This window comes from Microbacterium sp. Se63.02b (genome assembly GCF_014171575.1).
Taxonomy (GTDB): Bacteria; Actinomycetota; Actinomycetes; order Actinomycetales; family Microbacteriaceae; genus Microbacterium.
The window spans coordinates 3,920,232-3,935,114 of sequence record NZ_CP050453.1 but is presented as its reverse complement, the minus strand read 5'-3'; the positions used below and the strand labels follow the sequence as shown (position 1 = coordinate 3,935,114).

The following is a 14,883-nucleotide window of genomic DNA, read 5'->3' as shown; positions in this document are numbered from 1 at the left end:
ACGGGAGAAGACGCCCGCGAGCCGGATGCCGCCGCCGACTCGGTAGCCTCGCAGGATGAGCGACTTCGTGAGTGCCGCAGAGCTGAACGACCTCCGGGAGCAGGGCGCGCCCGTGCGCGTGATCGACGTGCGGTGGCGGCTGGATCGCCCGGAGGCCGGGCACGGCGACTACCTCTCTGGCCACATCCCCGGCGCGGTGTTCGCCTCGCTCGACGCGGAGCTCTCCACCCACGGTGCGCCCGCCGAGGGGCGGCACCCGCTGCCCTCGACCGCGACGCTCCAGGCTGCGGCCCGCCGGTGGGGTGTCCGTGCGGGCGACACCGTCGTGGCGTACGACGACTCAAGGGCATCTCGGCTGCGCGGGCGTGGTGGCTGCTGCGGCAGGGCGGGGTCGATGTCCGCGTGCTCACCGGCGGCATCCGGGCTTGGCGCGCCGCGGGGTTCGCGGTCGCGACGGATGATGTGATCCCCGAGCCCGGCGATGTCGTGCTCGACGAGATCGGCCGCGACGCCCTGTCGATCGATGAGGCGGCGGCGTTCCCCGCGTCGGGAGTGCTCCTCGACGTGCGCGCGCCGGAGCGCTACCGCGGCGACACCGAGCCGCTCGATCCGATCGCCGGTCACATCCCCGGTGCGCGCAATCTGCCGACGCTGCGGCACCTCGACGCTGAGGGCGGCATCCTCGATCGCGACACCGTGCTCGCGACCTTCGCCGAGGTCGGCGTGAACCCCGGAACCCCGGTCGCCGCGTACTGCGGATCGGGTGTCACGGCCGCGCATACGGCCCTGATCCTGCACGAGGTCGGCATCGACGCCAAAGTGTTCCCCGGATCGTGGAGTCAGTGGTCGAACACGCCGGGTCGTCCGGTCGCGACGGGAGATCAGCCGGGCTGATCCTCACGCGGTCCGTAGCCCCAGTGCAGACCGAGTGCCCCAGGACCGAAGGCTCTGCGCACCAGATGCACGGAGGTGCCCCTGGTCAGGGCGACGGGGGTGACCGTCACGCCATCAGGCGTCTCGACGTGCTCCTCGCACCAATCGGGGACGGCATCAGGATGGAACCGCGTCCACACCAGCAGCTCGCGGCACTTCTGTGCCAGGGCATGGCCCGTGTCACGCATCGGCGGGTAGTCGGACGGGTACTCGACCGACCATTCGACCATCGCCGTGTCGGGGGCGGTGAGCGGGAGATCGAGTTCGAACAGGATGCCGTGCACCTCGCCGTCCGGGTGCGAGTAGCGCGCGGCGATGCGCCCGCCGGACACGGCGTCGAGCAGGGGCGGCGGAGTGCTGACCCCCGGGGTGATCTCGAGGAAGGGTATCGCCGTTATCGTGCCGATGGTCGACTGCACGATGCTGCGCGTGATGCTGTAGGCGACGTTGCCCTGCGCGTTCACATCGGTCACAGAGTGTGTGGTGAGCTCCCGCGAGGTGTCGGGGTACGACGCACCCATCGCGTCGAACGCCAGCATGACCGCGCGTTCCAGCTCCTCCTCGTCCATGGGGAAGCGGTTCGGGCCCAGCGGCCCCGTGCGGTTGGTGGGTCCGAGGTGCCGTCGCAGTGCGCCGGCGTCGAGGCCGAGCAGCTCCTCGAGGTCGGCGAGTGCGGCCAGGGACTGCGCGCCCTCGGGGCGTCGCGCCCCCGAACGCCAATAGCTCAGCGTGGCCATCGAGACCCGGTTGCCTCGCGCGTTGAGCTGCTGCTGCAACCACGACAGCGTCACGTCCCTGGCGTTGACCGCATCGCGCAGCGCCGTCGCGAAACCGTCGGATCCGGACCTGCGTTCGTCATATTCGTAACTCATCACAGCCCCCGTCCGGTATGTGAAGACCACCGCCCTAAAGTGAGCATACGACCGCACGCGCGTACCTCAGGGGACCGGGTGGGCATGTGGGGTCACTTGGCCGTCTTCGTGGGCGGGTGCCCGACCCTGCGAGCTGCGGCCTGACGCAGTGATGCCCCCCTTGCTGCGTATGTCGTGAAGCCCGGCAATCGATCTGGGGAGATCCGCCGGGCTTCACGAATCCTCGGCCGCCGTGCTCGCGGCATCGCGGCTCCGTGGCCCCGCGTAGACTGGGGGAACACCCCGGAGGACTCTGGACCGTCATGCCTGCCCCTGCTCGCGCATTCACCCTGCGCCACGTGCAATTGCTGCGCGCACTGTTCGCCGCCGTCGCTGCGCTGATGATCACGTTCTCGTCGGACCACTCGGCGCCCATCGGCCTCGCGGTCTTCAGCGGCTTCGCGTTCGTGACCGCGCTGGTGCACCTGCTCGCCGCGTGGCTGGTGCTCCCCGCCGGGTCACGCTGGTCGGCCATCCTGCTCGCGGTGCTCGGCATCTTTGCGGGAGGGCTGAGCGGCATCCCCGCGCTGCGCTCGGACGACATGTTCTTCATCGTCGTCTCGAGCTGGGCCATCCTCAGCGGTGCGATCGAGCTGCTCGCAGGAATCCGTGCACGACGCACCCGTGACCCGCTGGCGCGCGACGCGATCACCGTCGGGGCGCTGGGCATCCTGCTCGGCGTCGTCCTGCTCTTGATCCCGTCCGGGTTCGTGCAGGAGTACACGATCGACGAGGCCGGGACCTTCGTGCTCTCCGGCATCATCCTGGGTGTCGGCATGTTCGGCGGCTATGCGGCGATCGTCGCGGTCTTCCTCGGCATCGCCGGGCTCACCCCGAAGAAGGTGGACGCTGCCGCCGCGGCCGACGAGTCAACGGGAAGCGCCGCCCCCTCGGTGCACGGAGGAGAACGATGAGCGACGAGAAGCCCACCCGTCGGGACATCCTGCGCCCCCTGCACCTCCTGCTCATCGCCCTGGGCTGCGGTGTCTTCGCCGCGGTGGTCACACTGGTCTCGACCGGCGCCTTCACCTCGCGCGTGAACACCGCGATCGCGAACGGCACCTACGACGGACTCACCCCTGTCGCGCTCGGCCTCGTGGTCGGTGGCGGGGCCTTCATCGTCACACTGCTGATCCTGGCGATGCTCATCCTCGCCGTCGACCCGGCCGACGTCACCAAGACCGTCGACCGTCCGGTGCTGTACGACCCGGAGCCCGAGGGCGACGCGGACGGCGAGGAGCCGGGCCGCACCGCGTCATCGTGACCGGAATACCCGTGCGCCGCGCACGCTTGTCCCTGAGGTGACTGCCTCCGTCGACCGCGCCTCCATCGGATTCCGGTCGGCGCGAGGGCCGATCCTCGGGGCGCTGATGCTCGCCACCGGGCTCATCGCCATCGATGCCACCATCCTCGCGACAGCCGTGCCGAGCATCGTCCGCGATCTCGGCAGCTATCAGCAGTTCCCCTGGCTGTTCTCGGTGTACCTGCTCGCGCAGGCGGTGAGTGTTCCGATCTACTCCCGGTTCGCCGACACGGTCGGGCGCAAACCGATCATCCTCCTGGGCATCGCCCTGTTCCTCCTGGGCTCCGTGCTCTGCGGCTTCGCGTGGAGCATGCCGGCGCTGATCGTGTTCCGCATCATCCAAGGGCTCGGTGCCGGGGCCGTCGCGCCGATGGCGATGACGATCGTCGGCGACATCTACACGGTCGCCGAGCGTGCCAAGGTGCAGGGATACATCGCGAGCGTGTGGGCGATCTCGTCGGTCGTCGGTCCGGCCCTCGGCGGGGTGTTCGCACAGCTCGACGCCTGGCGGTGGATCTTCTGGGTGAACATCCCCCTGTGTCTCATCGCCGCGTGGATGCTGCAACTCAAGTACAAGGAGCAGAAGCAGACGAGTCGGCATCGGATCGACTATGCGGGCGCCGTGCTGCTGACGATCGGGCTGACCGGACTCATCCTCGGCATGCTGGAGGGCGGCAACGCCTGGGCATGGATCTCCGTCCAGAGCGCGCTCTGCTTCGGGATCGGGATCGTCGCCCTTGCGCTGTTCGCCGTCGTCGAGCGCCGCGTCGAGGAGCCCATCGTCGACCTCCGCCTCGTCGCCAGGCCGCTGATCCTGACGACCACGGTCGTGTCGCTCGGTGTCGGCGCACTCATGATCGGTGTCACGAGCTTCGCGCCTGCCTACCTCGAAGGCTCGCTCGGCATCGCGCCGTTGCTCTCAGGGCTCGCGGTCGCGGCACTGACCCTGGGGTGGCCGATCGCGGCCGCCAACGTCGGCCGCCTGTATCTGAGGATCGGCTTCCGTCGCACCACCATGATCGGGATGAGCATCACCACCCTCGCCGCGATCACCCTGGCAGCGGTGGCGTCATGGCCGCACCCGCTCATGGTCGCGGGCATCGCCTTCGTCCTCGGGTTCGGGCTCGGGTGGACTGCTGCTCCAACGCTCATCGCCGCCCAGTCCTCGGTCGAATGGGGTGAGCGAGGGGCCGTGACCGGGATGAACGCGTTCGCGCGCTCCGCCGGGAGTGCCGTCGGCGTCGCCGTGTTCGGGGCGATCTCGAACGCGGTCATCGCGCAGGGCGCAGGGACCGACGACCCGGACACGATCATCCACGCGTCGGTGTGGGTGTTCGTCGCCGTCGCCGCGACCGCCGTGCTCACCCTGGTCGCGGCCGCCTTCATGCCGCGCGACCGTCCGGAGTCGCACTCCGGGGAGATGCGCGCGTAGCGAGGATCCGCGCGGCGACGTCGAGGGGATCCTCGGACGAGACGTCGTCCGAGCCGGTGCCCGCGCGCCAGCGCTCCTCGATCTCGATGATGCGGCGATGCAGCACCGACTCGTCCGGGATTGCGTCTCGCTCCACCGATTCCGCCAGCCACCGGATCCATGCGTCCCAACGCGGAGCGTAGAGATCTCGGATCAGACCAGACCAATGCCGACCGGAGTAGTCGTGCAGCCCGCTGCTCTGATGACCCCAGACCGAGATCAGGCTGCGCGCGTCTCGCTCCATCGCATCGCGCTCCGCCGGGGTGTCACCCCACGCGCGCGCGTGATCGATCCAGGAGGATGCCGGGAGTCCTCGCGCGTCGCCGCCAGCCGATCGAGGGCCAGCAGATCATCCTCCAAAGCGGCACCCTGGCGGCGCACCTCGGGCGCGTCTCCCGCAGCGAACGCCTCGAGCGCGCCGCGGATGCGGTAGCGGGTGCCCTGGGCGAGCACGTGCCCGGTCAACTCGACCACGTCCTTCTCCAGCGACTCTCGGGAGAGCGCGCGATCGGCGAGGGAGAGCAGCAAGCTGCGCGGCGCGCGTGATCGCGGGGGAGGTCGCCCAGTACCGCGGGATCGTTCTCGGCGTCGATGTTGGCCGACATGCGAGGCGGTCCCGCAGGGAGGGCCTCTCCGGCGAGACGCTGCGTCGCGAACGGGGCGCGCGCGCTCCACGGTCGCGCGATCACCGGTGAGGGGATCGATCGGGTGCGGCCGGGGCCGTAGAGAGTGGCGCCGAGCAGTCGCCATGCTTCGACCGCCGAGTCGTCGGCGACACCGTACCGCTGGACGGCGAAGTCTGCGAGCCAGGTGTCGATGTCCAGCGGTCCCCAGACCAGATCGGAGGCGGCCTCGTAGAACACGGTGTTGTTCTCGATCGCCTCGGGTGCGAGCCCGATGCCCTCCAGGCGGTCGGGGGCCGTCTCGATCAGCTCCGCCACGTCGCGTGCGAGACCGCGAAGGTCCCCGAAGAGCGCGAAACGGCCGCCGAAGTTGTGTACGGCCGTCCAGATCCATCGGCGCCCGTGCATGCCCTTGCGCCACATCGGCGCGTGCTCGCCCCAGAGATCGATCAGGAGGAGCCGGTCGTGGGGCACGCGAGACAGGTACGCGGCCACGCGCTCGTCCGTCCAGAATCCGCGGTGATAGTGGAACGGCCACCCCTGCAGAAGCCAGGTCGCCCGCGGATGCACGGCCGTGATGGCGTCGTGCACCCCCGCGCCGGCAGCGGCGAGGTCGGCGAGGTCACCGGACGGAGGCAGCGATTCGATGAAGGGATCGACGGCGAAGACGGGCGCGAAGCCCGGGTCTCCGAGGAGCTCCTCCTGCGTGTCGAGGAAGAGCTTCATGAAGCGGGCGAAGTCGGCGGAGGCGGGATCCATCAGGGGTGTGCGCCAGCCCTGCCACTCGATCTCGAGCGCGTCGGGACCGGCGACCGAGCGCGGGACGTGGCCTCCGGGAAGGGGCAGCACAGGCGTCATGCCCAGCTCGCGGGCGTGCGTCAGGATGCGACGTGCGAGCGCGATCCTCCGGTCGTCCCAGCGCTCAGGCAACGGGCCGCCGAAGTCGTGCATCCCGCCCATCGACATCCACGGCAGGTGTGCGGCGCTGCCGATCCACGCGCGCAGCGGTCGCATCCACGCCGGCTCGACGCAGCGTCTCCGCCAGGACCGACTCGTAGCCCGTGAGCAGCAGAGGATGCGTGACCCCGTGCAGCGCCATCCAGTCGAGCTCCCGCTCCCATCGGTCCTCATCCCAATAGGCCGTGGAGTATCCGTGCGTGACGACGTTCAGGTGGTATCTGACGGCGAAGGGCGTGCGCAGCTCGGTTCGCGGCGCATCGGGCCACCGCTCCCCAAGGCGGGTCCAGTCGCGGCGCCTCCCATGTGATGCGACGCCCCTGACCGTGCAGGTACCGGGCGAACGCGCGTGCCGTCGACAGCACGTCCGTGCCGCGCAGTGTGAGCACGCCGTTCCCGGCCTCGAACCCTGCGACCGCGGCGTGGGTCTCCTCCGGCGGCAGCTCCTCCACGCGCACGTGCGACGTGTCGGCGCCCACCCGCTCCAGCAGGGCGAGCACCACCGACTCCGGGTGCTCCGTCACCGGCGGATCCCCTCATCGAGCGGCAGTGCCATCCGCTGCGCCCAGGAGGCGAAGTCGATGGGCTCACCCGTTCGTCGCGATTCCTCCGCGCCGAACGCCATGAGATGGCTGTCGAGTGCCGTCTCGAAGGAGAGCTCGCCCGTGCCGACCATGCCGAGCCGCACCGCTTCGACGAACTCGGCCATCAGCCCTGCGTCCCCTCCGCCATGACCGGCGTGATCGCCGAGGTCGGGGTTGGGCAAGGCCACCCGCAGAGTGTGGCGCTCGTGCGCCAGGACGGATTTGGGACTGATGTCGTGCGCGTCGAGGGGCAAGCCCTCCGGGATCCGGCCATCGGGTGAGAACAGATCCACCACGATCTCTCCACTCTCCATGTGTCCTGACAACTGGCCGGCCGAACCCGTGATCGTGACGTTGCGGGTGTTCTCGGCGGTGAAGGCCGAGGCCGTGAGCGTTGCGGTCACCCCTCGGGGGAACCGCATCGTGGTCTGCTGATGGTCTGCCACGTCGTTGTCGCTGCGGAAGACGCAGCGGCCGTAGTCGCCCTCGCGCAACGCGCGCATGCGGCCGGCGGGGAGATGTCGTCGCCCAGCAGATGCACGGGGTGGCCCGTGACCCCCGCGAGTGCGTCGACGTAGTACCGAGGGGCGAAGAAGGGGCAGCTGTCGGCGACGGGACAGCCCTGCACGCAGAACTCCGGCGCGCCGGCGGGAGCGTTCTCGGCGCGGAACCAGCTCAACTCCCCGATGCTGTAGACCGTCTCCGGCGCTGCGCCGACGAGCCAGCGGATGATGTCGAGGTCGTGCGACGTCTTCGTCAGAGCCATCGGGCCCGAGGTCGTGCTGTTCCGCCAATTGCCCCGCACGTAGGAGTGCGCGAAGTGCCAGTAGCCGACGTTCTCGCGAACCTCGAGGGTGATCATGCGTCCGATGGCGCCGGAGTCGAGGATGCGCTTCACCGAACGCCAGAACGGCGTGAAGCGCAGCACGTGGCCGATGGCGAGGGCCGACGATGTGCGACGGGCGTGCTGTGCGAGTCGGCGGAGTTCCTCGACGCTCGGCGCGGCGGGCTTCTCGAGCAGGAAGGGCAGCCCTGCGTCGGCGACGGCGATCGCGACATCGACATGAAGGGCATCAGGCACGGCGATCACGACGGCGTCGGCCTGAAGCAGCCCGAGGTCGGCGATCGCGCCCCGCCAGTCCTCGTAGGTGCGCGCGCCTCCGGCCGCGGCGGCCAACGCCTCACGCCGATCTGGGGCCGGGTCGGCCACCGCCACGATCCGTGCGCGGTCGGGGTGCTCGATCGCCCATCGCCCGTAGGCGTCGCGACCTCGGCCGCCCGCGCCGATGATGACGATGCGCTGGGGTCCCGCTGACGTGCTCATTTCTCGGCTCCTGCCGTCAGTCCCTCGACGAGGTAGCGCTGCGCGAGGAAGAAGAGGATGACGATGGGGACGGTCACCGCGATGGATCCGGACAGCAGCACGGTCACCGGGACGTTGAAGTCGGCCAGCTGCGAGATGCCGAGCGGCGCCGTCCACTGCGCGCGGTCGCGCACGAGGAAGAGCAGGGCGTAGAAGTACTCGTTCCAGGCGATCATGAACACGTAGATCGAGGTCGCGACGACCCCCGGGAGCGCGATCGGCAGCACGACGCTGCGCAGCATCTGCGGGAGCGAGGCCCCATCGACGATCGCTGCCTCCTCGACGCTCTCCGGCAGCGCCTGGAAGTAGTTGCGCAGCATGTAGATCGACACCGGAACCGTGGTCGCGACGTAGACGAGGAACAACCCGATGAGCGAACCAGTGAGGCCCGCCCTGGCGAGGAGCACGAAGAGCGGCACCGAGAGCACGATCCCGGGGAACAGGTAGACCGCGAGGATGATCGCGTTCATCCCGCGCCGACCGCGGTAGCGCAGACGTGCGGCGGCGTACGCACCCAGGATCGAGACGAGGATCGACAGGACCACGGTGCCGAGTCCCACGAGGAGGGAGTTGAGCACGAAGCGTCCCAGGCCGAAGCCGCCCTGCTCCGGGTCGAGCATCGCCGTGGTGTACCCCGAGAAGTCGAGCTCGCCGAGGGCGGGGAACAGATCGAGCGGCGCCTGGACGATCGAGGAGTACGGACGCACCGACAGGAGGAATCCGTACAGCACAGGACCGATCGCGAACAGGAGGGCGACGGCGATGAGGATCGTCCGACCCACGATCGCGGCGGGGCGCGGACGCAACGGCGAGCGACGGCGGGTCATTCGGTGTCCACCTTTCTGCGGGTGGCGAGGACGTAGACGGTGAGCAGCACGATCAGCACCACCGACATGAGCAGTCCGTAGGCGGAGGCGCTGCCGATGTCGGCGCGGGTGACCAGCTCGGTGTAGACCTTGAGCGCCATGAGCTGAGTCCCTCCGGCGCCCTCGGTGAGCAGATAGACCTCGCTGAAGCTCTGGAACGTCCAGATGAACCGCAGCAGGCACAGCAGCAGGATGACGCCCTTGAGCTGAGGCATGACGATGCGCCAGAGGATCTGCATGCGGTTCGCGCCGTCGAGCGCGGCTGCTTCCTCGATGCTGGGAGAGACGCCCTGCAGCCGCGCGGTGATGAACAGGAATGCGAGCGGGGCGGAGGTCCAGATCTCGAACGCCACGACCACCAGCAACGACAGCGGCACCGGAACCCCGAAGACCTCGGTCGAGGAGGTGTTGAGGAAGCCGATCGCCTGATCCCATCCCAGGACCTGACGGCCGAAGGCGTTCACGATGCCGTACTGCGGGTTGAGCATGGTCTGCCAGATGGTGACGGCGGCGATCAGCGGGAGCACGTACGGGACGAGCAGGAGTGCACGCACGATCCCTCGACCTCGGAACGGACTCCGCAGCGCGAGGGCCAGCACCAGGCCGACGCCGACCGAGCCGATCATCGTCAGCGTGGAGTACAGGAGCGTGGTGCCCAGAGCGCGCCAGAAGGCGGGGTTCTCTATCGCGCGCCGGAAGTTGTCGAGCGTCCAGTCGATCGGCTCTGTGCCCAGGCGCGGGATGTCGACGAGCCTGACCTCGCTGAACGCGAAGACGATCACGAGCAGGAGCGGGATGACCGACGCGAGCAGGATGACGAGGAACGTCGGGGCGGTGAGCAGGAGTCCGTTGCGGTCGTCCCGGCGGGAGCGGCGGGTGTGCCGCTCCCGACGGTGACGGAGAGGTGCCGTGCTCACAGGCCCGCCTGGACCTCCTCGACGGCCGCCTTCATGGCGGCGGTCACGTCGGCGGGGGACGAGCCGTTGTAGAGCTGCTCGATCTGGTTGGCGAGCACGCCCTGGCTGAACACCAGCCCGGCGAGCGTGGCGTCGTCCGTGCCCATGCCCCACAGGTAGATCGAGTTGATGCCCTCGCTCATGCCGTCCACGAACTCGTCGCCGTAGATCTCGGCCGAGGTGCGGTCGTGGGCCGGTCCGATGCCCAGCTCACCCCACGCGGCGGCGAATGCCTCGGGGTCGTCGGCCGTCCCGTTGCGCAGCGGCACCCGCCCCTCGGTGGCGACGCCCAGAGTGTCGGCATAACCCTCGTCCAGCACGTACTCGATGTACTGCTGGGCGGCCTCCGTGTTCGCACCCGTCGGGATGCCGTAGCCGAGCACGGCGCCATACTGTCGCGGCTCCTCGCCGAGCACGGTGATGAAGCCGGTGTTGTCGGCGAGGAAGGTCGGCGTCGCCGCGCAGTCGGGGCAGGTGGCGGGGGTGGCGGGGTCGAGTCCGGCCAGCTCGTCGAGGATGTGGGTGGAGAAGAGGAGCATCGCCGCGTCGCCGTTCATGTAGGCGGCGCGTGCGCTGGTCACGTCGAAGTCTCCCGCGGTCGACGAGTTGCGCAGGGCCAGGAACTGCTCCGCGGCCTCGGTGCACGCGTCGGAGTCGATGGTGACCTCGCCGTCGGTCACGAGTTCGCATCCGGCGCTCTGGAACAGGGACTGGATGCCCTCGGTGGCCGATGCGGTGCCTGCTTGCGTGCCGAAGGCCAGCCCGGTGATGCCGAGTTCCTCCTTGACCGTGGTCGCTGCGTCGGCGAGCTCTTCGACCGAGGTGGGCACATCGACCCCTGCCTGCTCGAGGAGGTCGGTGCGGTAGGCGATCACGTGCGACCAGCCGTCGCTGGGAACCGCGGAGATCTGCCCGTCGATCGTGACGGCTTCGAGCGCGTTCGCGTTGAACGTGTCGGGGCCGAGCGCGTCGACTGCGGCGGTCGCGGCCTGAGTGTCGAGGAGGCCCTGCGAACTCCACGCCCCGGTCTGCGTCGAGGCGTGCAGGATCACGTCGGGCACATCCCCGCTGGCGGCACCTGTCACGAGCGCCTGATCCTGATCCGCGCCGGCCATCGGCACGACCTCGACCTCGATGCCCGTCTTCTCGGTGAAGGCGGTGGCGACCTCCTCCTGAGCGGCGAGTCGCTCGGGAGTCGTCTGCGGGGTCCAGAACACGATGCTCTGGTCCTCGGCCTCCGGCGAGTCTTCGGCAGCGGAACAGCCGGCGAGCAGGGACAGTGCGGCGAGGGCCGCAAGGGGGGCCGCGATGCGCGGCGCTGACATACGGGTCACGTCAACACTCCTCGGGTCATGGCGCAGCGCGCCGGGGGGAGAAACGCCGAGGCGGCGGTGCCGCGGCAGTGGTGCGATCCTCCCGTGAAGCGAGCGATTCTAGTGAGATTGTTCAGATCGATGCAAAGAATCGTCTTCTGGAACGGTCATAGTGAAGGTATCGTACGATCCGTGGATGATCTCGACCGCCGCATCGTCGGGGCGCTGCTGGCCAACCCGCGCGCCACCAACGCCCAGATCAGCGATGCGGTGTTCACCTCCGAGGCAACGGCGTCACGCCGGGTGGCCCGGCTGATCCGCGAGGGCGCCGTCCGCGTGATCGGCGTGCTCGACGGCGAGGCCACCGCGCGCTCGCGCTCTCTGTTCGTGCGGCTGCGATGCCGCCCCGGCGACGGCAACCGGTCGGCGCAGCGGCTGGCCGCCTGGCCGGAGTGCGGCTCGGTCAAGCTCGTCACGGGAAGCGTCGACTGCATCGCCGAGATCAACTACACATCCAACGATCACCTGCTCGCCATCACGCTCGAGCAGCTGCCCTCGCTCGATGGCGTGCTGGCGGTCTGGAGCAACCAGGTCGTGCGCCGCTTCGCCACGCCGCACAGCTGGCTGCCTGCGCTGCTGTCCGAGGAGATCGCGTCGCAGCTGCGGTCGCAGCGGCTCGATCCGTGGCGGGACCCCCTGCCCGGCGAGCCGGTTCGTCTGGACGCCCTCGACGAGCGGATCGCCGATGCGCTCGCGGGCGACGGACGCCTCGGCTGGCAGCAGTTGGCCGACCGCTGCGACGCGAGTGCCGTCACCGTGCGGCGTCGCGCAGAGGCGATGCTCGGATCGGGAGCTCTGCGCATGCGAGCCGTCGTCGACCCCGAGACAGTCGGCTTGGCCGTGAACGCCTTCATCTCGTTGAGCGTGAATCCGACGCAGCTCGGTCGGGCGGGCGAGATGCTGGCGCAGCACCCGTCCATGCTGATGATCTCGGCCACCACGGGCGACCGGAATCTGTGCGGTGAGGTGGCGCTCGCGTCGGATGCCGCGCTGTACGAGTTCATCTCCGCGACGATCGGCGGTCTCCCCGGACTCCAGCACGCCGATGTGGCGGTCGCATTGCGGTCGGTCAAGCGTGCGGGTCTCCTCCGCGAAGTCGCCGCGGTGGAGCCGCACAGCATGGCCGCGCCGCTTATACGGTGAAGGCGCGCAGGACACCGTCCTGCGCTGCGACGACGAGCTTGTCGGCTGCCATCACCGGCGTCGAGAACGTGTTCGCGGTGAACAGCTGCCGATCGATCGTCACGACCCCATCGGTGGGACGCACCTCGGCGAGCAGCCCTCCGACCGACACCAACCACGCCGCACCCGTGCGCGGATCGATGACCGGCCCGGCGTTGACGACACGCGGGACCGCCTGGGCACTCCACCGTGTGGCCCCCGTGGCTTGGTCCACGACGGTGACCACGCCCCATTCGGAGGTGAGCAGCAGCCCGCCGTCGGCAAGCGGCAGGCTCGGGGCGAAGATGTAGCTTCCGGGTGAGCGCCAGATCTCCTCCCCGGTGCGCGGGTCGACGGCGATGGCGTCGACGACGGTGCTGAAGACCACGGCGCCCGTCGGGAGCACCTCGACCCAGTCGTCCCACGGGCCGTAGATGAGCTGTCGGTACCGGTCGGGACGGTCGGTCGTGAGGACCGACCAGAGCACGGCGCCGGTGCGCAGGTCGTAGGCGTACCCGCGTCCGTCGCCGGCTCCGACGTACACGCGATCGCCGTCGCAGGCCGCGCGGCCCGCGGTGCGCACGGGCACCGGAGCCTCCCACAGGGTCGCACCGTCCAGGTCGAGGCACCGCAGCGTGTCCTCGGCCGAAATGAGGATGCGGCCGTCGTCGCCATCGGTCCCGGCCACGAGCGGCGTGGTGAGGACGGGCTTGTCGAAGTGGCTGGTCCACACCGCATGACCGGAGCGCGCGTCGAGCGCCAGCAGACGGCCGTCCGCGCCGGGCACGACGACTCGGTTGCCGTCGGGCGTGAACGCGGCGCCCCGATGCACGGCTCCGGCGTCGGCGGTCCAGAGGGGTCTGACTCTGCCCCGTCTCGACGCATCCACCGCTGTGACACGACCCGACGTGGAGCATGCGACCACTGTCGTGCCGTTGACCGCCAGCGCTCCCTGGAGTTGTCCGCCGATGTCGAGCTCCCACGCGAGGCGAGCGCGCGTGGAACCGGGGAGCTCGACCTCCGCCCACTCTTCTCGGCGCATGCCGGAGGCGTCGACGGCCCGCACCTGCACCCGCTGTGCGCCGGCGGCGACCCCGGTGCGGTCGACCGCACCGTGCCAGGAACGGCCGCGGGCCACGAGGGGGATCCACGCGGTCTCGTCCCGCGCGCCGAACACGGCTTGCGGGTGCAGGCGCGCCTCGACCGAGACGGCGGTACGGTCCGGCACCGCGGTGAGGGCGATCTCGGTGTCGCCGGGGCGCGGGGCGATGCGGATCGCCTCGGTGCGCCTCGACGGCGCCTCCAGCGGGATCTCGGCGAGCGACTCGACGGTCGGAACGTCGGCGTCGGTCGTGCCGAGGGTCACGTGCTCGACGTGCAGTGCACGCCCCTGCTGGCCCCGCCGCTCGGTGACGCGGAGGTAGAAGGGGCCCTGCCTGGCGGCGTTGGTGGTCACCTGGGTGAGGCCGTTGAAGCGATCCACCTCGTTGAGGTGGCGGTGCCCGGCGAAGATGCCGCGCACCGGGAACGGTGCGATCGTGCGCAGCAGCGCATCCGTGTCATTCACGTAGTAGTTGGCGCCGCCGAGCGGATAGTGCAGGAACAGAATCGACGGCCGGTCCTTCACCTCGCTCAGCTCCTCCTTCAGGGCTGCGAGGTCGTCGGCGAAGAGACCGGGCTCCTGCAGCAGCTGCGTCGGATCGAGCGCCATGAAATGCACGCCACCGGCGTCGAAGCCGTAGCTCGTGGGGCCCAACCAGTGCTGGAACCGCCGGCGGGCACTCGTGTCCCAGCGGATCTCGTGGTTGCCCGGCACGTGCCGGAGACGGCTCCAGAGCGCCGCGGGTATGAGGTCGCGGTAGGCCTCGAACGCGTCGTCGCTGCCGTAGTCCGTGATGTCGCCGCAGTGCAGCACGAATTGCGGATCTTCCGCCTCGATCGCGGCGAAGACCCGGCGCAGGTTGGTCATCCGAGCCGACTCGTCCTCGTTGGCGTGGGTGTCGGTGAGGACGGCGAAGCGCAGAGCGCCCTCCGAGGTCTCTTCCGTCGATGCGGACGCCATCTCGCCACCCGGCCAGGGGCCCCAGCCCGCGGCCGCTCCGAGGGCGATGCCCGCGGTCGTCACACCGAGGAATCCTCGCCTGGTCAGCGGCGTCTCTGTCACGGGTCTGTTCGGTGTTGTGTGCTCCACTGTCCGCTCCTCCTCGTCGTGGGCGTTCCTGCAGCACCCAATCGAGACGGCGACCGCCATGTCCCGTGAGCACGGCGGAATGCGAGGGATCGACACCCCGGCGGCTCGGCTCGCAAGAAACCGATCATCTGACGGGTCGCCCATCCTGCCGGAATCACTCAGCAGGCGTGAGCGGATGGGCGATCTCTTGC

17 protein-coding genes are annotated in these 14,883 nt (G+C 69.7%); 6 read left to right on the top strand and 11 right to left on the bottom strand.

What is annotated here, in order from left to right; genetic code table 11:
- Positions 1 to 55: 55 nt before the first annotated feature.
- Positions 56 to 466 carry a rhodanese-like domain-containing protein gene (locus G4G29_RS24335; protein WP_345941125.1) on the top strand — a complete coding sequence of 137 codons (411 nt, stop codon included), beginning with the start codon at positions 56 to 58 and terminating at the stop codon, positions 464 to 466.
- The gene (locus G4G29_RS24330; protein WP_345941124.1) at positions 403 to 894 is read left to right on the top strand and encodes a rhodanese-like domain-containing protein; all 492 of its coding nucleotides are present in this window, start codon (positions 403 to 405) and stop codon (positions 892 to 894) included. The genes G4G29_RS24335 and G4G29_RS24330 overlap by 64 nt, the downstream gene beginning before the upstream one ends.
- On the opposite strand, the gene G4G29_RS19650 is transcribed toward G4G29_RS24330, so the two are convergent.
- Entirely contained in the window at positions 882 to 1,805 is a 924-nt protein-coding gene (locus G4G29_RS19650) for a hypothetical protein (protein ID WP_183151289.1), read from the bottom strand. The genes G4G29_RS24330 and G4G29_RS19650 overlap by 13 nt on opposite strands.
- 302 nt (positions 1,806 to 2,107) lie before the next feature.
- Between G4G29_RS19650 and G4G29_RS19645 the strand changes: the two genes are divergently transcribed.
- Genes G4G29_RS19645 through G4G29_RS19635 form a run of 3 tightly spaced genes read left to right on the top strand, consistent with a single transcriptional unit; the run spans position 2,108 to position 4,579 of the window.
- Positions 2,108 to 2,758 carry an acyl-CoA synthetase gene (locus G4G29_RS19645; RefSeq protein ID WP_183151288.1) on the top strand — a complete coding sequence of 217 codons (651 nt, stop codon included), beginning with the start codon at positions 2,108 to 2,110 and terminating at the stop codon, positions 2,756 to 2,758.
- Positions 2,755 to 3,108 (top strand): hypothetical protein, encoded by a 354-nt coding sequence (locus G4G29_RS19640; RefSeq protein ID WP_183151287.1) that lies wholly within the window; start codon positions 2,755 to 2,757, stop codon positions 3,106 to 3,108. Before G4G29_RS19645 ends, G4G29_RS19640 begins: the two co-directional genes overlap by 4 nt.
- Positions 3,109 to 3,145: 37 nt before the next feature.
- A complete protein-coding gene (locus tag G4G29_RS19635; protein ID WP_183151286.1) occupies positions 3,146 to 4,579 on the top strand; it encodes an MFS transporter in 1,434 nt (477 codons plus the stop codon).
- On the opposite strand, the gene G4G29_RS23720 is transcribed toward G4G29_RS19635, so the two are convergent.
- From G4G29_RS23720 to G4G29_RS19590, 9 genes are all read right to left on the bottom strand, one after another.
- Positions 4,530 to 4,862, bottom strand: coding sequence for an alpha-N-acetylglucosaminidase C-terminal domain-containing protein (locus G4G29_RS23720; protein ID WP_274601204.1), 333 nt, complete (start codon positions 4,860 to 4,862; stop codon positions 4,530 to 4,532). The genes G4G29_RS19635 and G4G29_RS23720 overlap by 50 nt on opposite strands.
- Positions 4,838 to 5,092 carry a hypothetical protein gene (locus G4G29_RS23715; RefSeq protein ID WP_183151285.1) on the bottom strand — a complete coding sequence of 85 codons (255 nt, stop codon included), beginning with the start codon at positions 5,090 to 5,092 and terminating at the stop codon, positions 4,838 to 4,840. The genes G4G29_RS23720 and G4G29_RS23715 overlap by 25 nt, the downstream gene beginning before the upstream one ends.
- Positions 5,080 to 6,255, bottom strand: a complete 1,176-nt coding sequence (locus G4G29_RS19620) for an alpha-N-acetylglucosaminidase TIM-barrel domain-containing protein (RefSeq protein ID WP_183151284.1) — start codon at positions 6,253 to 6,255, stop codon at positions 5,080 to 5,082. The genes G4G29_RS23715 and G4G29_RS19620 overlap by 13 nt, the downstream gene beginning before the upstream one ends.
- A gap of 113 nt (positions 6,256 to 6,368) precedes the next feature.
- Positions 6,369 to 6,722: a hypothetical protein gene (locus G4G29_RS19610; protein WP_183151283.1), complete on the bottom strand. Its 354-nt coding sequence runs from the start codon at positions 6,720 to 6,722 to the stop codon at positions 6,369 to 6,371.
- Positions 6,719 to 7,204: a hypothetical protein gene (locus G4G29_RS20825; RefSeq protein ID WP_202045406.1), complete on the bottom strand. Its 486-nt coding sequence runs from the start codon at positions 7,202 to 7,204 to the stop codon at positions 6,719 to 6,721. The genes G4G29_RS19610 and G4G29_RS20825 overlap by 4 nt, the downstream gene beginning before the upstream one ends.
- Positions 7,183 to 8,106: a Gfo/Idh/MocA family oxidoreductase gene (locus G4G29_RS19605; RefSeq protein ID WP_202045404.1), complete on the bottom strand. Its 924-nt coding sequence runs from the start codon at positions 8,104 to 8,106 to the stop codon at positions 7,183 to 7,185. The genes G4G29_RS20825 and G4G29_RS19605 overlap by 22 nt, the downstream gene beginning before the upstream one ends.
- Positions 8,103 to 8,972 (bottom strand): carbohydrate ABC transporter permease, encoded by an 870-nt coding sequence (locus tag G4G29_RS19600; RefSeq protein ID WP_183151282.1) that lies wholly within the window; start codon positions 8,970 to 8,972, stop codon positions 8,103 to 8,105. The genes G4G29_RS19605 and G4G29_RS19600 overlap by 4 nt, the downstream gene beginning before the upstream one ends.
- A complete protein-coding gene (locus G4G29_RS19595) occupies positions 8,969 to 9,928 on the bottom strand; it encodes a sugar ABC transporter permease (RefSeq protein ID WP_183151281.1) in 960 nt (319 codons plus the stop codon). Before G4G29_RS19595 ends, G4G29_RS19600 begins: the two co-directional genes overlap by 4 nt.
- Positions 9,925 to 11,292, bottom strand: a complete 1,368-nt coding sequence (locus tag G4G29_RS19590) for an extracellular solute-binding protein (protein ID WP_244632626.1) — start codon at positions 11,290 to 11,292, stop codon at positions 9,925 to 9,927. Before G4G29_RS19590 ends, G4G29_RS19595 begins: the two co-directional genes overlap by 4 nt.
- A gap of 180 nt (positions 11,293 to 11,472) precedes the next feature.
- On the opposite strand from G4G29_RS19590, the gene G4G29_RS19585 reads away from it, so the two are divergent.
- Positions 11,473 to 12,483 (top strand): Lrp/AsnC family transcriptional regulator, encoded by a 1,011-nt coding sequence (locus tag G4G29_RS19585; protein ID WP_183151279.1) that lies wholly within the window; start codon positions 11,473 to 11,475, stop codon positions 12,481 to 12,483.
- On the opposite strand, the gene G4G29_RS19580 is transcribed toward G4G29_RS19585, so the two are convergent.
- On the bottom strand, positions 12,473 to 14,692 hold the full coding sequence (locus G4G29_RS19580) for a PQQ-binding-like beta-propeller repeat protein (protein ID WP_210274211.1): 2,220 nt from the start codon (positions 14,690 to 14,692) through the stop codon (positions 12,473 to 12,475). The genes G4G29_RS19585 and G4G29_RS19580 overlap by 11 nt on opposite strands.
- Positions 14,693 to 14,883 lie beyond the last annotated feature (191 nt).

Bases quoted from the DNA above. Each gene is read 5' to 3' on its own strand.
- G4G29_RS19620 (WP_183151284.1), bottom strand. From the start codon at position 6,255: ATGCGACCGCTGCGCGCGTGGATCGGCAGCGCCGCACACCTGCCGTGG.
- G4G29_RS19600 (WP_183151282.1), bottom strand. From the start codon at position 8,972: ATGACCCGCCGTCGCTCGCCGTTGCGTCCGCGCCCCGCCGCGATCGTG.
- G4G29_RS20825 (WP_202045406.1), bottom strand. From the start codon at position 7,204: ATGCGGTTCCCCCGAGGGGTGACCGCAACGCTCACGGCCTCGGCCTTC.
- G4G29_RS24335 (WP_345941125.1), top strand. From the start codon at position 56: ATGAGCGACTTCGTGAGTGCCGCAGAGCTGAACGACCTCCGGGAGCAG.
- G4G29_RS19590 (WP_244632626.1), bottom strand. From the start codon at position 11,292: ATGTCAGCGCCGCGCATCGCGGCCCCCCTTGCGGCCCTCGCCGCACTG.
- G4G29_RS19640 (WP_183151287.1), top strand. From the start codon at position 2,755: ATGAGCGACGAGAAGCCCACCCGTCGGGACATCCTGCGCCCCCTGCAC.
- G4G29_RS19650 (WP_183151289.1), bottom strand. From the start codon at position 1,805: ATGAGTTACGAATATGACGAACGCAGGTCCGGATCCGACGGTTTCGCG.
- G4G29_RS23720 (WP_274601204.1), bottom strand. From the start codon at position 4,862: ATGGAGCGAGACGCGCGCAGCCTGATCTCGGTCTGGGGTCATCAGAGC.
- G4G29_RS19645 (WP_183151288.1), top strand. From the start codon at position 2,108: ATGCCTGCCCCTGCTCGCGCATTCACCCTGCGCCACGTGCAATTGCTG.
- G4G29_RS19605 (WP_202045404.1), bottom strand. From the start codon at position 8,106: ATGAGCACGTCAGCGGGACCCCAGCGCATCGTCATCATCGGCGCGGGC.